The organism is Deinococcus radiophilus (assembly GCF_020889625.1).
Taxonomy (GTDB): domain Bacteria; phylum Deinococcota; class Deinococci; order Deinococcales; family Deinococcaceae; genus Deinococcus; species Deinococcus radiophilus.
The window spans coordinates 2,106,358-2,124,492 of record NZ_CP086380.1 but is presented as its reverse complement, the minus strand read 5'-3'; the positions used below and the strand labels follow the sequence as shown (position 1 = coordinate 2,124,492).

The 18,135-nt window shown below is 64.5% G+C and carries 20 protein-coding genes and 1 pseudogene; 8 read left to right on the top strand and 13 right to left on the bottom strand.

All coding sequences use genetic code 11. The features are described from left to right. The first annotated feature begins 28 nt into the window (after window positions 1-28). Both LMT64_RS10735 and LMT64_RS10730 read left to right on the top strand, forming a co-directional pair. The gene (locus LMT64_RS10735) at window positions 29-475 is read left to right on the top strand and encodes a c-type cytochrome (RefSeq protein ID WP_126352323.1); all 447 of its coding nucleotides are present in this window, start codon (window positions 29-31) and stop codon (window positions 473-475) included. A gap of 91 nt (window positions 476-566) precedes the next feature. Further along, the gene (locus tag LMT64_RS10730) at window positions 567-1,100 is read left to right on the top strand and encodes a GNAT family N-acetyltransferase (RefSeq protein WP_126352324.1); all 534 of its coding nucleotides are present in this window, start codon (window positions 567-569) and stop codon (window positions 1,098-1,100) included. Window positions 1,101-1,327: 227 nt separating this feature from the next. Here the strand turns inward: LMT64_RS10730 and LMT64_RS10725 are convergent, their stop codons facing one another. Together LMT64_RS10725 and LMT64_RS10720 are read right to left on the bottom strand one after the other, a co-directional pair. Continuing rightward, entirely contained in the window at window positions 1,328-1,552 is a 225-nt protein-coding gene (locus LMT64_RS10725; protein WP_126352325.1) for a hypothetical protein, read from the bottom strand. Between the two features lie 106 nt (window positions 1,553-1,658). After that, window positions 1,659-2,354 carry a histidine phosphatase family protein gene (locus LMT64_RS10720; RefSeq protein ID WP_126352326.1) on the bottom strand — a complete coding sequence of 232 codons (696 nt, stop codon included), beginning with the start codon at window positions 2,352-2,354 and terminating at the stop codon, window positions 1,659-1,661. A 27-nt stretch (window positions 2,355-2,381) separates the two neighbouring features. Here LMT64_RS10720 and LMT64_RS10715 point away from each other — a divergent pair, with 27 nt between their 5' ends. Both LMT64_RS10715 and LMT64_RS10710 read left to right on the top strand, forming a co-directional pair. Next, complete coding sequence (locus LMT64_RS10715; protein WP_126352327.1) at window positions 2,382-2,612, top strand: ribbon-helix-helix domain-containing protein; 231 nt, start codon at window positions 2,382-2,384, stop codon at window positions 2,610-2,612. Then, on the top strand, window positions 2,609-2,953 hold the full coding sequence (locus tag LMT64_RS10710; protein ID WP_126352328.1) for a type II toxin-antitoxin system PemK/MazF family toxin: 345 nt from the start codon (window positions 2,609-2,611) through the stop codon (window positions 2,951-2,953). The genes LMT64_RS10715 and LMT64_RS10710 overlap by 4 nt, the downstream gene beginning before the upstream one ends. A gap of 89 nt (window positions 2,954-3,042) precedes the next feature. Here the strand turns inward: LMT64_RS10710 and purF are convergent, their stop codons facing one another. The 6 genes from purF to purC all read right to left on the bottom strand — a co-directional run bounded on the left by purF (window position 3,043) and on the right by purC (window position 9,202). Continuing rightward, window positions 3,043-4,461, bottom strand: coding sequence for an amidophosphoribosyltransferase (purF, locus tag LMT64_RS10705; RefSeq protein ID WP_126352329.1), 1,419 nt, complete (start codon window positions 4,459-4,461; stop codon window positions 3,043-3,045). A gap of 391 nt (window positions 4,462-4,852) precedes the next feature. Then, the gene (purL, locus tag LMT64_RS10700; RefSeq protein WP_229253230.1) at window positions 4,853-7,102 is read right to left on the bottom strand and encodes a phosphoribosylformylglycinamidine synthase subunit PurL; all 2,250 of its coding nucleotides are present in this window, start codon (window positions 7,100-7,102) and stop codon (window positions 4,853-4,855) included. A 23-nt stretch (window positions 7,103-7,125) separates the two neighbouring features. Next, window positions 7,126-7,470 carry a hypothetical protein gene (locus tag LMT64_RS10695; RefSeq protein WP_126352331.1) on the bottom strand — a complete coding sequence of 115 codons (345 nt, stop codon included), beginning with the start codon at window positions 7,468-7,470 and terminating at the stop codon, window positions 7,126-7,128. Between the two features lie 19 nt (window positions 7,471-7,489). After that, window positions 7,490-8,149, bottom strand: a complete 660-nt coding sequence (purQ, locus tag LMT64_RS10690) for a phosphoribosylformylglycinamidine synthase subunit PurQ (RefSeq protein ID WP_126352332.1) — start codon at window positions 8,147-8,149, stop codon at window positions 7,490-7,492. Further along, window positions 8,146-8,403, bottom strand: coding sequence for a phosphoribosylformylglycinamidine synthase subunit PurS (gene purS, locus LMT64_RS10685; protein ID WP_126352333.1), 258 nt, complete (start codon window positions 8,401-8,403; stop codon window positions 8,146-8,148). Before purS ends, purQ begins: the two co-directional genes overlap by 4 nt. A gap of 79 nt (window positions 8,404-8,482) precedes the next feature. Then, the gene (gene purC, locus LMT64_RS10680) at window positions 8,483-9,202 is read right to left on the bottom strand and encodes a phosphoribosylaminoimidazolesuccinocarboxamide synthase (RefSeq protein ID WP_126352334.1); all 720 of its coding nucleotides are present in this window, start codon (window positions 9,200-9,202) and stop codon (window positions 8,483-8,485) included. A 235-nt stretch (window positions 9,203-9,437) separates the two neighbouring features. Here purC and LMT64_RS10675 point away from each other — a divergent pair, with 235 nt between their 5' ends. Together LMT64_RS10675 and LMT64_RS10670 are read left to right on the top strand one after the other, a co-directional pair. Then, window positions 9,438-10,202, top strand: a complete 765-nt coding sequence (locus LMT64_RS10675; RefSeq protein WP_126352335.1) for a TatD family hydrolase — start codon at window positions 9,438-9,440, stop codon at window positions 10,200-10,202. Window positions 10,203-10,570: 368 nt separating this feature from the next. Then, entirely contained in the window at window positions 10,571-10,852 is a 282-nt protein-coding gene (locus tag LMT64_RS10670; RefSeq protein WP_126352336.1) for a hypothetical protein, read from the top strand. Here the strand turns inward: LMT64_RS10670 and LMT64_RS10665 are convergent. The 4 genes and pseudogenes from LMT64_RS10665 to LMT64_RS10655 all read right to left on the bottom strand — a co-directional run bounded on the left by LMT64_RS10665 (window position 10,788) and on the right by LMT64_RS10655 (window position 14,197). Next, on the bottom strand, window positions 10,788-11,783 hold the full coding sequence (locus LMT64_RS10665) for an asparaginase (protein WP_126352337.1): 996 nt from the start codon (window positions 11,781-11,783) through the stop codon (window positions 10,788-10,790). The genes LMT64_RS10670 and LMT64_RS10665 overlap by 65 nt on opposite strands. Before the next feature lie 55 nt (window positions 11,784-11,838). Further along, window positions 11,839-12,771 carry a hydroxymethylbilane synthase gene (gene hemC / locus LMT64_RS10660; protein WP_229253229.1) on the bottom strand — a complete coding sequence of 311 codons (933 nt, stop codon included), beginning with the start codon at window positions 12,769-12,771 and terminating at the stop codon, window positions 11,839-11,841. Between the two features lie 259 nt (window positions 12,772-13,030). After that, window positions 13,031-13,192 (bottom strand): annotated as a pseudogene (locus LMT64_RS14285) (hypothetical protein); the annotation flags it as partial. 36 nt (window positions 13,193-13,228) lie between these two features. Further along, a complete protein-coding gene (locus tag LMT64_RS10655; RefSeq protein WP_229253228.1) occupies window positions 13,229-14,197 on the bottom strand; it encodes a tRNA dihydrouridine synthase in 969 nt (322 codons plus the stop codon). Window positions 14,198-14,468: 271 nt separating this feature from the next. On the opposite strand from LMT64_RS10655, the gene LMT64_RS10650 reads away from it, so the two are divergent. After that, a complete protein-coding gene (locus LMT64_RS10650) occupies window positions 14,469-14,984 on the top strand; it encodes a GNAT family N-acetyltransferase (protein ID WP_229253227.1) in 516 nt (171 codons plus the stop codon). Between the two features lie 75 nt (window positions 14,985-15,059). Here the strand turns inward: LMT64_RS10650 and LMT64_RS10645 are convergent, their stop codons facing one another. Further along, window positions 15,060-17,024, bottom strand: a complete 1,965-nt coding sequence (locus tag LMT64_RS10645) for an N-acetylmuramoyl-L-alanine amidase family protein (RefSeq protein ID WP_126352340.1) — start codon at window positions 17,022-17,024, stop codon at window positions 15,060-15,062. A 403-nt stretch (window positions 17,025-17,427) separates the two neighbouring features. Between LMT64_RS10645 and LMT64_RS10640 the strand changes: the two genes are divergently transcribed. Then, entirely contained in the window at window positions 17,428-18,126 is a 699-nt protein-coding gene (locus LMT64_RS10640; protein ID WP_126352341.1) for a glycosyltransferase family 2 protein, read from the top strand. The last annotated feature ends 9 nt before the right edge of the window (window positions 18,127-18,135 follow it).

Genomic DNA, 18,135 nt, shown 5'->3' with positions numbered 1-18,135 from the left:
CCCAACCTTCCCCATCCACGGAGACGCTATGAACGACGAACACCAGGGCTTTAAACCCGCCGAAGTGGCCATGTGGCTCCTCGGTATCATCCTCACCATTCAGCTGGGCTGGCTGGCCTACAGCCTGGGCCAGGGCATCGCCAATCAGCCCTTTCCCGAGGGGCGCGGCGCTGGGGCCAGTATGGCCGCCGTGACCGAAACCGACGCCCAGCCTGCCAATGGTCAGCAACTGTTCGTGGGCAACTGCGGCGGCTGCCACGGCGCGGCAGGTGAAGGCGGCGTCGGCCCCAACCTGCAAACCGCAGCGGGCTGGACCCTGGCCGAGTTCACCCAGGCCACGCTGCACGGTGTGACCCCGGATGGCCGCGAGCTGGCCACCGTCATGCCCCACTTCGCCGATACCGGGCTGGACGGCGCCCCCGCCGAGGACGCGCAGCTGGAAGCCATTCACAATTATCTGCAGACGCTGTACTGAGGGCCACAGAGCCAGAGGTCGGAGAGCTTCAGGGCTTTCCGGCCTTTTTGCAGCGAGCGTTCCCGGCAGTCCCGTCTGCTAGATTCCAGCCATGCCCCTGCTCCGTGTGCAGCCAGACGACGCCCCAGCGATTTCCCGCCTGGTCGCCATCGGACGGGAAACTTTTACGCTCACCTTTGCCGAGAGCAACGACCCGGCTGACCTCCAGATGTTTCTGGACACCAACTTTGCCCCAGACCGCATCGCGCAGGAGGTGGCCCACGCCGGCAGCTTGCATTACCTGCTGACCGACGACGCAGGCGATGACCTGGGGTATCTGCGGCTCAACCTGCCCGGCTCATTCAGTGACGAGGTGGATCTGCCACAGGCGCTGGAACTGCAGCGGATTTATGTGCTGCCGCAGGGCCAGGGCACTGGCGCGGCGGCGCAGCTGATGGAACAGACGCTGCAGGTGGCCCGCGACCATGGCCTGAATTGCGTCTGGCTGGGCGTGTGGGAGCACAATGGACGCGCCATTCGCTTCTATGAGCGCTGGGGCTTTGAACGCTTTGGGCAGCACATTTTTATGGTGGGCAGTGACGCCCAGACGGATCTGCTGATGCGCCGACCCGTCCCCCAGGAATAAGCCCTTATAGGTGGGCCGCCACGGTCAGGGCAGCCGCTGAAGTTCACTTGAGGCCCTTCCACGCAGGGGACCGGAAAGTGAAGCGCCTTCGTCAGACCGACAGCATGGGCCGCAGCCAGCCAGGGCAACTGCCTGGCTCGGGCCGCGAACCTCAGGCCTGGTTCAGCCCCTCAGTCCCAAAAAAAGCCCCCGCCAATGCTGCGGGGGTTTTCGTTGGGCCTGAGACTTTACTTGTCTTGGCCGCTTTCCCAATCCAGCGACCAGGTGGGGTGGCCGCGCACTTCGCGGTCCTCGGCGCCTTTACCGAGAATAAAGAAGGTGGGCGCCCAGTGGCCCACAAACAGACCGTCGCGCTCGTTGTCACTGCTCTCGCCTGCGAAATAACGGTAGGCGCTGACAGCGATAGAAGCGTAGCCGAGGGCGTACATCAAAGTGGATGCTTTCAGTTTCATAACAGTCTCCTAGAGCCTGGTGTACTTCGGGGCTGGTTGGCTCTGTCTTCCGAGTATGCGCCCCAGCCCCTTTGCCCGCGTTGAGACGATGCTTAGAGATGAACCACTAGTGGCTCACCTGTTCCGGGCGCAGGTGGTCAAAGCGGCCCACCCAGCCCACCAGCGGTCCCCAGTCCTCGGGCGCGTCTGGGGCAGGCAGGGTGAGCAGCGTGGTGGAGGTGTTCACCAGTCGAAAATAAGCCGTTCCATGACCGATGAACTCGCGCAGCAGGAACTGGGTGAAATACCCGTGCGTGACCAGCGCCAGCGTATCGCCTGAGCCGTGCGCTTCCCGCAGGCCCGCAACCACCTGCGCGGCCCGCGCTCCCAGCACCGCATGGTCCTGTTCCTCAAAGCCGCCCGCCCAGGGCTGCTGGGGGGGCAACTCCGGCGGCCAGCGCAGGGCCGGACTTTCGGCCAGCAACTCCGCGTGGGTCAGGCCCGGCACCGGCTGCGGTACACCCTCGGCGTCCCGCTGGAACAGCCCGCCCGCCTCGTAAGCCAGCGCCAGCCCCTGCACGCCCAGGCCCAAAGCAGCGGCCAGCGGGGCCGCCGTCTGCACGGCGCGGCGGGTCAGGCTGCAGTACAGGTGCGTCACCCCCTGCCAGGTGGCATCGGTCCGGGCAAAGTCGGCCAGCGCCGCCGCCTGGGTGTGGCCCAGCTCGGTCAGGGGCGGGTCGGCGTGGCGGCCTTCGCTGCTGCCGGTCTCGTCGTACAGCAGGTTGTTGGCCGACTGGGCATGGCGGACGAGAATGATGTTCATGGGGTGGAGTATGGCATACTAGATAGCATGTCTTATGCCACTCGAATCAGCGCCACGCTGCCGCCGGAGCTGAGCCACTTTTTGGACGACTACCAGAAGCGGCATGGCCTGGACACCCGCAGCGCTGCCCTGGCCGAAGCGGTTCGGGCCTTGCAGACCAGTGAACTGGAAGCTGCTTACCGTGACCTGGGCAACGCTCAGGCTGAAGGCTTGGAGCTTTATCCCGCCAACAATATGGACGGCCTGGAGCAGCCTTGAAACTGATTCGGCGCGGCGACATCTGGCTGATCAACTACCGCCCCGATGGCCGCGAGGGCGAAGCGGCGCAGGTTCACCCTGGCGTGATTGTCAGCAACAACGCCAACAACGCCGGGGCACACCTGCTGATGACGGTCCCGCTCACCAGCAACGTGGAGCGCGTGTACGTAACCAACGTGATTCTGCCCAACCAGCGCACCGGGCTGGACCATGACAGCAAAGCGCAGGTGGAAGCCATGCGGGCGGCCCACGCCAGCCGCCTCATCAAGCGGCTGGGGCATGTGCCGGATGATCTGATGGAAGAGGTGGATGGGAAGCTGAGGATGCATTTGGGGCTGTGAAGGGAATGGAGACGTTGGATATAAGGGTTGACGCCTCAAGCCAACTAAGCCATCAGCCGCGCCGCCAAACGGTTACGCCGCTGTCGTGTTCACCCCTCCAGCGCCAGCTTATCCACGTCATTCAGCAGCGGCACGCCCGCAGGATACTCGCCCGTAAAGCACGCCCCGCACAGGCCCTGGCCCCCGATGGCTTCGCGCAGCCCACCTTCGCTGATAAAGGCGAGGGTGTCGGCCCCGATCAGGTCGCGGATTTCGTCCACGCTATGCGTGCTGGCGACCAGTTCTTTGCGGGCAGCGGTGTCAATGCCGTAAAAGCACGGGTGGGTAATGGGGGGGCTGCTGACGCGGAAGTGAACTTCGGTGGCCCCCGCCTCGCGGAGCAGGTTCACGATCTGGCGGCTGGTGGTGCCGCGCACGATGGAGTCGTCCACCAGCACCACGCGCTTGCCGTGAATGGCCGAGGTGGGCGACAGCTTCATCTTGACCTTCAGCTCGCGGGCTTCCTGGGTGGGCGCGATAAAGGTGCGGCCCGCGTAGGGGTTCTTGTACAGGCCGTAGTCAAAGGGGATGCCGCTCTCGCGGGCGTAACCGATGGCGGCCCCGATGCCGGAGTCGGGCACCGGCACGACCACGTCGGCCTCCACCGGCTTTTCGCGGGCCAGCTGCTCGCCCATCCGCACGCGGCTTTCGTGGACATCCACGCCGTCCAGCTGGGAATCCGAGCGGGCAAAGTAAATCCACTCGAACGAGCAGGGCGTGGGCTGGGCCGGTTCCACCATCAGCGAGTGCAGGCCGTTCCCGTCAATGCTGACCAGTTCACCGGGCTGCACGTCGCGGATGAGTTTCGCACCCACCGCGTACAGCGCCGACGGCTCGGAGGCCAGCACGTACGCGCCGTCCTCGCGCTGCCCCAGCACCAACGGACGCACGCCGTTGGGGTCGCGGAAGCCGATCAGCTGGGTGCGGCTCATCAGCACGCAGGCGTAACCGCCCCGCAGCCGCTGCATGGCGTGGGCGGCGGCTTCGACCAGGTCTTTGGTGCTTTCGCGGGCGATCAGGTTCAGCATCACTTCGCTGTCGTTGGTGGTCTGAAACAGCGCCCCTTCGTCCAGCATCTCGGCGCGGACTTCCAGCGCATTCACGAAGTTGCCGTTGTGCGCAAAGCCCAGAATGCCCTTGTTGGTGCGGGTGTTCAGCGGCTGGGCATTAAAGCGCAGGTTAGAGCCGGTGGTGGAGTAGCGCACATGCCCGATGCCCACCCGCGCGTCGGGCAGGCTGAAGTCGGCCATCCGCTCGGGGGTGAACACCTGCGTGACCAGGCCCAGATCTTTTTCGACGTGCAGCTTGTCGCCGTTGCTGACACAGATGCCGGCGGCTTCCTGGCCGCGGTGTTGCAGCGCGAACAGGCCCAGGTAAGTGACCCAAGCCAGGTCCTGCGGCTCCGGCGAGTAGATGCCGAATACGCCGCATTCGTCTTGGGGTTTATCGGTGATGGGGTCAAAAATCATGCTTGGCTCCTGAGATGGGGACGTGTGCAGGAGCCGTAGGCGGCCCCCTCATCCCGGCCCTCTCGCCCACAGGCAGAGGGAGAAACAATGGGGTGGTCAGACTGAAGTTGACGGTGCGTCCGGCGGGAACCGGGAATAAAGCGCGGCGCGGCGTAAGAGTTCACCGCCTGCCCTGGGCGGGATCCACCGCTGACTTTAGCGGGAATAGGGGCCGTCCGATTGTGGAGTTGAGCGGCGGGCGACGTGGGGCGGGGGGCCGGGTCTGGCGCTGCCAAAACATGCAAGCTGACCTGGGACTTGGGCGGTGCAGACCGCCCACCCGGCTCCCGCCTGCGCGGGGCAGCAGGCATCTCCCCTACAGGAGTCAGCCCCAGGCCAGCGGTGCTTTCACTCAACCCAGAATCTCCCGCAGCGGTTCGCTGTGCGCCTGACGCAGTTCGCCCAGGCCCACATTCAGGTTCAGGCCGTGGTTCGGCAGGCTGATGCTCAGGCGGCCCCCGCTCTCGGCGCTGCTCTGGCCGATCATGGCGTAAGGCACGCCCAGTTCTTCCAAGCGGGCCTGGGCGTCACCCTCACGGCCTACCGGTACGGCGACCACGGTGCGCGAGTGGGCTTCACCGAACAGCAGCGCGTCGGGGCGGATGTCGGCGGGGGCGTCCAGGGTGATGCCCGCGCCCTGCTCGCCGCCCAGCAGCATTTCGGCCAGGGCCACCGCCAGCCCGCCTTCGCTGGGGTCGTGCGCCGCTGCCGCCAGCCCCTCGCGGATCAGGGCGATGGTGGCGTCAACGACCCGCGCGTGCAGTTCCAGGTCCAGCGTAGGCACACGGCCCGCTTCCAAGCCATGCACCGTTTCGAGGTACTGACTGGCCCCGATGTCCTGCGCCTGCTCACCGATCAGGTAGAGGCTGTACGCGCCGCCCTGCGGAAGGTGCATGCCCACATGCTGCGCCACATCCGGCAGCACGCCCACCATGCCGATGGTCGGGGTGGGGTGAATGGCGACTTTGTGGTCGCCCTCCGCATACTGGTTGTACAGGCTCACGTTGCCGCCGGTGACGGGGGTGTTTAGGGCGCGGCAGGCGTCCGCGATGCCCTGCACCGACTGCTGGAGCTGGTAGTACACGCCGGGGTCGTGCGGGTTACCGAAATTGAGGTTGTCGGTAATCGCCAGCGGGGTCGCGCCCACGCAGGCGAGGTTGCGGGCCGCTTCGGCCACAGCGGCGGCAGCCCCGGTGTAGGGGTCGAGGTACACGAAGCGCGGGTTGCAGTCGGAGGTGGCGGCCACGCCGATGCCGGTGCCACGCACGCGCATCACGGCGGCGTCGGCGGCGCCCGGCACCACCACGGTATTCGTCATCACCTGATGGTCGTAGCGCTCGAAGATGGGCCGCTTGCTGGCGATGGTGGGGTGCGAGAGCAGCGTGGTCAGCACGGCGCCGAGGTCGGCAGGCATCTCCACGCCGCTCAGGTCCATCTCGCGCTTGGCGGCGATGTCGGGGTTCTCCACGCCCTCACGGGTGTACCTGGGGGCCTCGTTCAGCAGGTCCACCGGCAGGTCGCACACGACTTCGCCGTCCCACAGCAGGCGGTAGTTCTGGTGGTCCTCCACCTGCCCGATGTTCACCACGTCCAGCTCCCACTTGGCGAGCAGGTCGTACAGCTCCTGCTCCTTGCCGGGCACCGGCACCAGAATCATGCGCTCCTGCGACTCGCTCAGGCACAGCTCCATCGGCACCATGCCGGTTTCGCGGGTGGGCACGTCGTCGAGCCTCATGGTGATGCCCAGGGAGGCGCGGTAGGCCATCTCACAGGTGCTGGACACCAGTCCGGCCGCGCCCATGTCCTGCACGCCCGCCACCAGGCCGGCCTGAATGGCTTCTAGGGTGGCTTCCAGCAGCAGCTTTTCCATGAAGGGGTCGCCCACCTGCACGGCGGGGCGGTCGGCCTGCGAAGCGGCGCTCAGGTCGGCGCTGGAGAACACGGCCCCGCCCAGGCCGTCGCGGCCCGTCTTGGAGCCGACGTAGATGATCTGGTTGCCCGGCTCGCCCATCGTGCCCGTTGCCAGGTCCTCGTGCCGCAGCAGGCCCAGCGCCATCACGTTCACCAGCGGGTTCTCCTGGTAGCTGGGGTGGAAGATGGTTTCGCCGCCCACCGTCGGCACGCCGATCGCGTTGCCGTAGTGCGAGATGCCGTCCACCACGCCGTTCAGCAGGAAGCGGGTGCGGGGGCTGCCTGGGTCGCCAAAGCGCAGGCTGTCCAGCACCGCGAAAGGCCGCGCCCCCATCGCGAAGATGTCGCGCAGGATGCCGCCCACGCCGGTCGCCGCGCCCTGCACGGGTTCCACGGCGGAGGGGTGGTTGTGCGATTCCATCTTGAAGGCCACGCCGTAGCCCCCGCCGATATCAATCACGCCGGCATTCTCGCCGGGGCCTTGCAGCACCTGGGGGCCTTCGGTGGGGAATGCCCCAAAGAGCGGACGGCTGTTCTTGTAGCCGCAGTGCTCGGACCACATCGCGCCCACGATGGCGGCTTCCAGCGCGTTGGGTTCGCGCCCGATGCGCTCCACGAGGATGTCGTATTCGGATTCGGTCAGGCCGAAGGTGGCGGCCTGGGAACGGAGGGAGGAGGTCGGTTGGGTCATGGATTCAGCTCCTGGGGGTAGGGTCATGGGGTGCTACGGGCGGTGCGGGCTGCGCGGGCCGCCAGCAGCAAACCGGGGGGCAGCAGCACCAGCGCACTCAGCGCCGGGGCCGTCAGCATCAGCGACAGGCCGAGGTGCAGCGGGTCGAACCCGGAAGGCGGTGGGCGGTACAGCAGGCCAAACAGCAGGTTCATCGGGGAAAAGGGCAAGAACGTCAGGGCAATCAGCAGGAGCCAGAGCAGCAGATGGGCGGTGCGCCAGCGTTTCACCTGCGGCGCTGGCAGGGTGTGGCCGTAATGCCGCAGCGGAATCCACAGCGCGGCCCCTGGAATCAGCGCAGCGGCCAGCAGGAACAGTGGCCCGGACATCCCCCACCTCCTCCCCGGCTCACAGCCGCTTCAGCGACTCGAACACCCCTTTGCCGTCCTCGCTGCCCAGCAGCAGTTCCACGGCCCGTTCGGGGTGGGGCATCATGCCCAGCACGTTGCCGCCTTCGTTCACGATGCCGGCGATGTCGTTGAGACTGCCGTTGGGGTTGTCCTTGTAACGGAACACCACGCGGCCTTCGGTTTCCAGGCGGCCGATGGTTTCGGCGTCGGCGTAGTAGTTGCCCTCGCCGTGCGCGATGGGGATTTCCAGAACCTGGCCCCGCTGGTAGGCGCGGCTGAAGACAGTGTCCGCGTTCTCCACGGTCAGGTGAACCGGCGCACAGTGAAAGTGCAGGTCGCGGTTGCGGCTAAGCGCTCCCGGCAGCAGGCCACTTTCGGTCAGCACCTGAAAGCCGTTGCACACGCCCAGCACATAGCCGCCCGCCTCGGCGTGGGCCTTCACGGCGCCCATGATGGGGCTGCGGGCCGCGATGGCGCCGCTGCGCAGGTGGTCGCCGTAGCTGAAGCCACCGGGGATGAATACCAGCTCGGTGCCGGCGGGCAGCTCGGTTTCGGTGTGCCAGACGAACTGCGCGCCCTCGTCCAGCAGCAGCTTGGCGGCTTCCAGCGCGTCCGTATCGCAGTTGGAACCGGGGAATTGGATGACGGCGGTTTTCACTGTGGCGCTTCCTCCACTTCCCATTTCACGTCTTCCATGATGGGGTTGCTCAGCACGTTCTGGGCCATGTCTGCGAGTTGGGCTTCCACCTCGGCGCGTTCGCCGGTCAGGTGCAGCTCGATGTACTTGCCCACGCGCACGCCGCTGACATTGCTCTGGCCCAGGTGCGAGAGTGCGCGCTCCACGGTGCGGCCCTGCGGGTCGAGGATAGAAGGCTTGAGGGTGACATAGACTTTGGCGTTGTAATTGGGCATGATTTTTTACTCCGTAAGAAGTTGAAGGTTGAGCACAGAGGGTCGAAGAAAAAGAAGGCGTACAGATATACCTTGCTCCTCAACCTTCTACAGGCGAGGTCACGCGCCGCAGCATCTCGGCGTAGGCTTCGGCCTCGCCGCCCAGATCACGGCGGAAGCGGTCCTTGTCCAGCCGTTCGCCCGTCTCTGCGTCCCAGAAGCGGCAGGTATCGGGGCTGATCTCGTCGGCCAGCACGATCTCACCGCTCGGCAACTTGCCGAATTCCAGTTTGAAATCCACCAGGGTCACGCCGCGTTTCTCAAAGTACGGCACCAGAAAGTCACGCACCTTCAGCGCCAGTTCGCGGATGCGGGTCAGGTCGTCTTCGCTGGCCCAGCCCAGGGCCACAGCGGTATCGGAGTTGATCAGCGGATCGCCCAGCGCGTCGGACTTGTAGCAGTATTCGACCACCGGGCGGCTCAGGGCCTCGCCTTCTTCAACGCCCAGCCGCTTGCTGAAGCTGCCAGCGGCGACATTGCGCACAATCACTTCCACCGGAATGATCGTGACGGCCTTCACGCGCTGCTCGGTGTCGGAGAGGCGCTCCAGGAAATGGGTAGGAATCCCGGCCTCTTCCAGCAGGGGGTACAGGTGAGCGGTGATCGCGTTGTTCGCGGCGCCCTTGCCTTCCCACTGGCCACGCTTCTCGGCATTGAAGGCGGTGGCGTCGTCTTTGTACTGCACCACGTACTCGGCGGGGTTCTCGGTGGCAAAAACCTTTTTGGCCTTGCCTTCGTAAAGCGGAGCTGCTCGGTTCATACGGGCCTCCATCGCCGTCTCTCGGAACGGGCTTACCGCCCGGGCACGCAGCGGCAGGCGGGGCATCTCACAGGATGCGGACAGATCGGACAAATTGCGGGTGCTCCCTGGAATGGTTGCAGATCAGGTTAACACTTCCTAAGGGCGGCTGGCACAGGGCAGATCACGCTTGGGTGTACCGGTGCAGGGACAGTGGACACCGCGGCGCTGTCAGTCAGGCACTACCCTAGCGGGCATGATTGATACCCACTGCCACCTGGATTATCTGGATGACCCCGCCTCTGCCCGCGGCGAGCTGGGCCTGAGCGGCATGGTCTGTATCGGCGCAGGACCGGAACATGCCCGCAGCGCCGTGGCCCTGGCCGAGCAGTTCCCAGACGTCTGGGCCACGGTGGGCATTCACCCCACCGCCACGCAGGAGGACACCCCGCAGGCCCGCGCCGAGCTGGAGCGGCTGGCCGAGCACCCCCGCGTGGTCGGCATTGGCGAGAGCGGACTGGACGACTACTGGGACGATACCCAGCGGGCGGCGCAAGTGTCGGCATTGGAGTGGCAACTGGACCTGGCCGGACGCTTACACAAACCGCTGGTCATCCATGTACGCGATAAGAAAGGCGAAGACAGCGCAGTGGCGGGACTGCTGGACGTGCTGCCCGCCTGGCCGGAAGTGACGCTGATTTTGCACTGTTTCTCAGGGAATGCCGACCTGCTGGCCTATGGCCTGGAACGCGGCTGCTACTTCGGCTTTGCGGGCAACGTGACCTACAAGAATGCCCCCGACATTCAGGCGGCGGCCCAGGTGGTCCCCCTAGAGCGCCTGCTGCTGGAAACCGATGCGCCTTTCCTGGCCCCAGTGCCCAGGCGCGGCAAGCCCAACCGTCCCGGATATGTGCGGCACACGCTGGACTTTGTGGCGGGTCTGCGTGGCTTGGACCCTGCCGCCCTGGAAACTCAGACCACCCACAATGCCAGTCGTGTCTACCAACTGCCCCTCTTGTAAGACAAGTTTTCAGATCGACAGTTTTGACAAACACTTCGGTAGGTGTTGGAACACCTGCTTATGTGCGGCCCTGACGCAGTTCTTTATGTTGCACGACTCACAGAATTGAGATGGCTTGATGAGTAAGATTGTTATCAACTTAAGGTAGATATAGGCCAGCTGTGTTTTTCGGGGGGATGAAGCCTCAGTGTGGAACGGTTCCACAAGCGAGATCCCGAGTAACGAGTCAGTAGCCTCTATGGTCTGCAAGGAGAGCCCATGACCCTAACCAGCAACTTCCACAATCAGAATTTTTGTCAGGTCCTGACCAGTGTCAAAACCCACACCGGCATTCTGGCGCTGCGTAACCTCGCCCAGGAGGCCCGTTTGTGCCTACACGTCAACAATTGCCGGTTCAGGCCGTGTTTCTGAATGGCCGCCCAGTGCGGAGCAGCGAAGAAGCCCGCTCCCTGCTGATGCAGCAGTTCAGTGATCCGATCAGTGACTTCCGCTTTGAGCAGGCCCTGCCCGAAGATCTCCGTAAAGGTCTGGATATCTCTATGGACCACCTGTTGGAAGACGCTCCTGCCAGCGCGCAGGCCACCCCTACCGGTCCTGGCCTTGTGAGCAAAATGCTGCAGCGATTTGGGCTGAAGAACGACCCAGGCTGAGCAACACCAGCAGCAGGATTCGCGCCTTGTGGGCGTTGAGAAAACTGGCGGGCACCCCCCCGGCGGCCTGGAGCGTGGCTCCGCCGCCGGGGTACCCATAGGCCGGAATGACTGCGCCAGCGTCGGTACGGGTGGCCAGCACCACTGGCTTGCCTACCTCGCGGGCCTGGGCTACCAGTGGCAGCAGTTCGGCAGGTAGATTGCCCGCCCCCAGCGCGGCAATCACCAACCCGTCCGAGCGCTCCAGTGCCTCCGCGAAACCCTCACCTTCCCAGCCCGCGTAGGCATACAGGATGTCCACGCGGGCGTCCAGCGCCGCTGGCTGGTAGGTCGGGCGCTCCTCCGGGCGGGCAAAGTAGCGCACATGCGCCTGCTCTTCCAGTCGGTCAATCCGCCCGATGGGGCCGGGATACCCACCGAAGGCGTCTACCGCCGTGCTGTGCACCTTGGTGACAGTGCGGGCATCAAAGATGTCACCACCGAAGACCACCAGCGGCCCGCGCCCGTGGGTGGCTGGGTGCAGGGCCACACCCGCCGCGTCCAGCAGATTGCCGGGACCGTCCCAGGAAGCCTCCTCCATGTGGCGCATGGATCCGGTCAGAACCACAGGAATCTGGGTGCCCACCAGCAGGTGCAGGGCGTAGGCGGTTTCTTCGAGCGTGTCGGTGCCGTGCGTGACTACGATGCCGTCCGACTGTGGGGCCACCTCCTCTATCAGGTGAGCCAGCTCCAGCATGTGCCGGGGCTTGATGTGCGGACTGGGCAGCGTGAATGGGGACAGGTCACGCACCTGCACACCGGGCAGTTCTGGCAAGCTGGGGGTGCCCTGCGGCATCACGCCCGCCGCCCCCGTGGCTTGCGGGCGACTGGCGATGGTTCCGCCGGTATGGATGACCGTTAGGCGTTTGGGGGCAGTGTCAACGGAGGACATACCAGGAGTGTAAGGGGCCGGAGGCTCACATTGGCCGCCTCGGATTTTCTCTGGCCTACTCTTCCCGTACCAGTTCAATCAGGGCGCGGGCTCCCTGGGCCAGCATGTCCTCAGCCAGTTCGGCACCCAGGTCGGCGCATTCGCCTCGCTCGCCTGTCGTTGTCGCCTTGATCACCTTAGAGCCGTCCACCGCACCGACCCAGCCTTCCAGGGTCAGCAACTCGCCCTTGACGGTGGCAAAGGCCCCCACCGGAGCCAGGCAGCCCGCGCCCAGACCTGCTAAAAATTCACGCTCGGCGGTCACGCGGTCGTCGGTCACAGCGTCGTTGATGGCGTACACCACTTCACTGATCAGATCGTCGTCGGCGCGGACTTCGAGGGCCAGCGCGCCTTGCCCCGGCGCAGGCAGGAGGATATCGGAGCTGACGAATTCATCGGCGCGGTGGCGCTGATCGGTGCGGATCAGGCCTGCACCCGCCAGGATCACGGCGTCATAGTCGTCGGTGGCCACTGCGCCCATGCGCGTTTCGATGTTGCCGCGCACCGGAATGATTTGCAGGTCACGGCGAAACGCCTTGAGGAAAGCCCGGCGGCGCACCGAGCTGGTCCCGATCCGCGCTCCTTCGGGCAGATCAGCCAGCGCCTTGAAACCTTCGGCCCCGACCAGCACGTCGCGGGCGTCCACCCGTTTGGGAATCGCGCCGATCTCCAGTCCCTCAGTCTGCTCGGTGGGCAGGTCCCTGAGCGAATGCACCGCAATATCAATGCTTTTGCTGAGCAGCGCCTCTTGAATCTCCTTGATCCAGAAGCCCTTGTCCCCGGCTTTGGCCATGCTTTGCAGGCTGGCGCGGTTCTTGTCGCCGCCAGTGACGATGGTCTGGATACGGAAGTCGGTTTCGGGCCACTGCTCCTTGAGACGCTCCACGGCCCAGCGGGTCTGCGAAAGGGCCAGCGTGCTGCCACGGGTGCCGACAGTTACGGTACGCACACGGAGCAGTATACGGGAGGGGCAGCGGGGCTTTTGGGTTCTGGGCTGCGCTGGCGCGGGCTGGCAATAAAAAATCCGCTCACTCGGAGCGGTTATATTGAATACTATAGAGCCTTATGCAGTATTCGTCAAGACTATGCGGCTAGGTCTTAGCGGCTGGCTATGGACCAACATATCTTGATCGGACTCAGCTCACGTAGACAAAAAGTGACTGCTGGAGGAGATAAATGGCCTTCGTGAAGCCCGAATGCCCCAAACTTTACCCAGTAGCCATTGGGTCAGACATCCGCTGGACGGTCCGGGCGGCTTTTCCTGAGCGGAGGCTCAAAGTCACCATGTCCCCGCCTTGCTTCAGGTCCAGGGCGCGGCGCACTTCAGCACGGAGTGGAACGGTATAGCCGCCGCCCTTCAGGAACAGCGACGTATCGTAGGCCCAGGACTTGCTACAGCCACCCGCTCAGGGCTGCGTGGGCAGTTCTTCCTCTTGCTGAAGCAGCGGGGCCAGCACCCGCGCCACATCCTCCACCGTCAGCACCTTCACCAGTTCATCGCGCAGCTGCGGGTGATCGGGCAGATATTTGGGCAACACCTTACGCAGTGGTTTCACTGAGCGCACGCCAAAGCGGTCCTCGCCGTAGAACTCGGCCTGCAACTCGGCGTGGCGCAGGGCGGTGCGGGCACGGACAGCAGCGCTGGGGTAGCGCCCGTCCCCGCTGGCCAGCGCCCGGAACAGCCAGGGATTGCCCACTGCGCCGCGCCCAATCATCACACTTGCCACGCCCAGGCGCGAGCGCTGCTGGGCCCTATCCAGCGTGGTGATGTCCCCGGAGCCGATCACGGGCACGTCCACACTTTCGGCCACACGGGCAATCGCCTCCCAGTCGGCCTCTCCGGTATAGCGCTGCTTTGAAGTGCGCCCATGCACGCTGATGACCGCCACCCCTGCTTCGTCCAGACCCTGCGCCACCTCAACGCTGCGGTCCTCGTCCCAGCCCAGACGGATTTTGGCGCTGACATCCAGGCTGGTCGCACTTTTCATGGCCCGGATCAGTTCATAGGCGACTTCAGGCGTTTGCAGCAGACAGGCTCCGCCCTTGCCGCGCACCTTGGGCACTGGGCAACCCATGTTCAGGTCGATGGCGGCAGGTGCAAACCACTCCTCGACCCGCTGTACCGCCGGGGCCAGGAATTCCGGCAGAGCCCCGAACAGTTGCACCACCCGGTTTTGCTCGCCGGGATAGGGGCGGCCCAGGGTCAGGTCAGGGCCGTCATGTTCCAGTAGACCCCGGGCGCTGATCATCTCGCTGACGGTCCACAGAGCCCCCTGCTCGGCGGCCAGCTGACGCATCGGCGCGTCACTGTAGCCCGCCATCGGGGCCAGCACCGCACCAGGGCGGCTCAGTCGATTGGCATAAAACCCACTCACGTGAATCAGCCTAGAGCATGGCCCCTGACCGGGAAGAAACGCAGCTCTCCTTCGGGGCGATACCAACCCCAATCACACCACCTCAAATCACACTTCACCATTTAGGAAACCGACAGCTTCGTCATGATTTTGTCCCAGGGCACCGCGTTATCCTGAATGCATCTCTGCTCAGCAGCTTTCCAGCAGGCGGCCCTGGTCTTTCCGGGACGACCACTCGCAGACTGAGCAAAACAGCCAAAGGAGGCTTATTTTGAGAATCAGATCAGCCCATTTGGGAGACGCACAGGCACTACACCGGATTTATCAGGCGTCGCCTGACTATTTCCGAATGCTGGGCACTGATATCCCCACCATCAGCGAGGTCGAAACAGAGCTGGGCCTGGCCCTGATGGACGCTTCACGGCATGTGGAGCTGATTGAGCATCATGACCGCGCTGCCGGGGTGTTGGATTGGAAAGTGGCCTACCCCGATTCGGCAGACGTGACGGTCAATTTGCTGCTGCTGCGTCCTGACGAACGCAGTGCGGGCCTGGGCAGCCGCGTCATGTGGGACCTGGAGAGCCGCCTACCATCCGAGACACGCCGCCTGATGGCTTCGGTTCTGGGCGAGAATCCGGCGGCAGCCCGCTTCTGGGAGCGTCTGGGCTACGAATTCGCTGTGGACGCCCGCCCGATCATGACCTGGTATGCCAAGCCGCTCCATGCTGTGCGCCAGCCCGAGACCAACCTGATCTCACTTGGCCTGAGTGTTCCGGCATTGCCCCAGGGAACCCACAAACCTGTCTGAACCACTCCCACAACCAGAAAGCGAAAAGTGGCGCCGCTCTATCCTCAGCGGCGCCACTTTGAATTTGCTTCGGGCTCAGTCGGTGACAGCGGTAGGCATCAGACCCACCACTTCGGAAGGTGCCGCATGGACGCCAGTGCGCAGGGATTCGTGCACGCCTTTGGCGATGCCGAGGGCAACACGGTCCACATAATTTTGGTTCATCAGGTTGATCGAATCGACCGGGTGGCTCAGGAAGCCGACCTCTACCAGGGCAGCCGGAACGCGGTTGGTGCGCAACACACCCAGTGACTGCTGGTTCTTGATGCCGCGTGAGAAGGCACCACTGGCGTCTACCATGTTCTTCTGCATGATGGTAGCGAAGGCAGGAGACAGGCGGTGGTTGGCGTTGTACCAGGTTTCTATGCCGAAGCCGCGCAGGGCGGTAGAAGCCGGCATGGCGTTGGCATGGATGCTCACGAAGGCCTGCCCGGCCGAACCCATATTGGCGCGCATCCGCAGATCGGTCGCCTTGTTGGCGTTCAGGGCGACGTCACGGTCACGGGTCATGACCACATCGATGCCCGCTGCGTTCAGGAACTGCCGGGTCCGCAGGGCCACATCCAACACCAGCTTCTTCTCCTGAATCTGTCCCACTGCACCCGGATCGCTGCCGCCGTGTCCAGGGTCCAGCACCACGCGTGGCTTGACCGCGCTGGCATAGGCCAGGCCGCCCCCGGAAGGCAAGGAGGCCAGGCGGCTCAGGTTCCGCTCTGGGTTGGTAATGGGGCGCAGGTTGGCAAGTGCGGGAGCCACGTCAATAGCCAGACGGTAGCGGTCCGTGCTGCCGTCACTGGGGGGCAGGAAAAAGGCGCGCCAGCCACGCGCCGCAGTCGCTGCACTTCCGGTGCTCAGGCTCAGGCTGATGCCGCCGCCCGAAGCCCGGTAGGCCCAGGACTTCAGCTCAGGGCTGACACTGCTCTCGCCGCCTGCCTGGGCCCGCACACCACTGATCTGTACATTCAGGCCACTGCCCTGGGGCATGATCTGGTACGACGCGCCTGGTGGCAGGTCCACCACCACACGGGTCATCCCTGGGCTCTTGCCGACGCGTGGCTGGGTCAGGGTGTTGTTGCCCGTCTGACCCGGCACACGGCCACTCAGGTCCGAGGCATCGGTGTACCCAGAGGCGTTGGCCAGTTCAGGCGGCAGGGCTTCAGGTACAGCATGTACGACACTGTCACCCGGCGCCTCGGCCGGAGTGGCAGGGATGGCGGCGCGCGCTACAGCTGCGGGGGCCGGAGCAGGCGTAGGTGCAGCAGCTGGCGTGGTGTAGCGCGGGGTGACGACCAGCGGCGCTTCGGTCTGGCGCACTGGAGTAGCGGGCAACTGATAGGGGCTGTTGCTGCGGCCCAGCGCCTGAGTGCCACCGGCACGCGCCATTGGAGCGGCGGCCAGTGCCAGCGGAGCTGTCTGCGCCGCAGCCATAGAAGAAGACGCCGGGGCGGAACCCGGCAGCATGGCCTGCAAGCCTGAGCCAGCGGCGCCCCCCTGTAGGGCGGGGCCAAAGTCCAGGATCAGCACGCGGGTACCGGAAGCGATGGTGGCCTCACTGGCCTTCCAGCCACTCACGGCGTTCAGCGGGTAGGGGGTGGTCAGTGTGACCTGTGAACCGCCAGCACGGTAGGACGTGACGGCCTCTCCCAGCGCGCCCTGCGAACCAGGCTGCACCGTAGCGCCTTCGACGCGGACCGTCAGGCCAGTGTAGCTGGGAACCAGGGCGTAGCGTGCGCCCTGCGGCAGATCAAAAACCACCCGCGTTCCACCCGGCTGCCCGCTGCTGCGTGGGGCACCGAAAGTGGTCGCGGGCGTGGCGGGGGTGCTGCTTGTCTGACCTTGGGCCAGGGTCAACTCGGCAGCCGGCGCAACTCCCGCGCTTTCACTGCCAGACAGAACCGGTAACACAGAAACGGGAGCGGTGCGCTGGAAGGGATCGGTCTGTGCCGATGCCCAACCGACACCGCCCAGCAGCGTGGAAAGGAACAGGGCGCGCGACTTCATGGTTTCTATAGTGTCGCCCGTCTCTATGAGAAACGCAAATATGGAACCGGTACTCAGGCATCATTTTTCAGAAAAATCAAGTCTTCTGTATTGGCGATGCACACAATTTTTTCGTGTCAGACGCTTCCATGAACCTGGTACAAGTTACATTTTCAGAATGAGAATATGAAAATGCCTTCATAAAATGAAAAGGTTCCATTCTGCTGTATCAGAATTTCAGGAAAAAAGTCACCCGAAAGAAGAAAAATATCGTGATTGAGTTCGTGTAATCGCTGGTTGCGCAGGCAAAGACTTCGGGCAAGCCCATGACGCCTCTGTGCCGAATGAGAATTGGGAGACAGCGGATGGGCCTGGAACCGCATCAGCCTGCACCAGGCCACAATTACACTAGACTGGCGGCACCATGAGTCAGCCAGCCCCGTCCTCTCCTAGTCAGCCTGCGGTGGCCGTCATTATTCCGGCATTCAACGAGGCGGCCACCGTGGCCAGTGTGGCGCAGACGGCCCTGCAGTACACCCCAGAAGTCTGGGTGGTGTCGGATGGCAGCACAGACCTGACGGTCGCTGCCGCTCAGGCTGCCGGGGCCAGGGTCGTTGACCTGCAACCCAACGGCGGCAAGGGGGCGGCACTTTACGCGGGTCTGAACGCCTCACAGGCCGAATGGGTCATCATGTTGGACGCAGACCTGACGGGCATGACCCCTGAACACCTTCACAGACTGGCGGCCCCGGTGATCCGCGGGGAACTGGACATGACCATCGGGGTGTTTGAGGGGGGAAAGTTCATGTCGGAGTGGGGCAACCGCCTGACCCCACAGCTGAGTGGTCAGCGGGCCTGCCGCCGCGAGTGGCTGCTGAGCGTGCCCCGACTGAAGCAAGAACGCTGGCCCGAACCTGCCATTACCGAACATCTGGAGCGCACTGGGCTGCGCTGGGACTACGTGGAACTGCCGGATATGGGCCAGGTGCTGAAGGAAAAAAAGCGCGGTCTGGTCAGGGGCATGGTGTACCGCACCCGCATGTATGCCGACCTGCTGACCTACCGCATCCGCAAGCGCCGCGAGTCTGAGCAAGACGGCGAAGCACCGCCCAAGCCACGCTGACAACCAGCC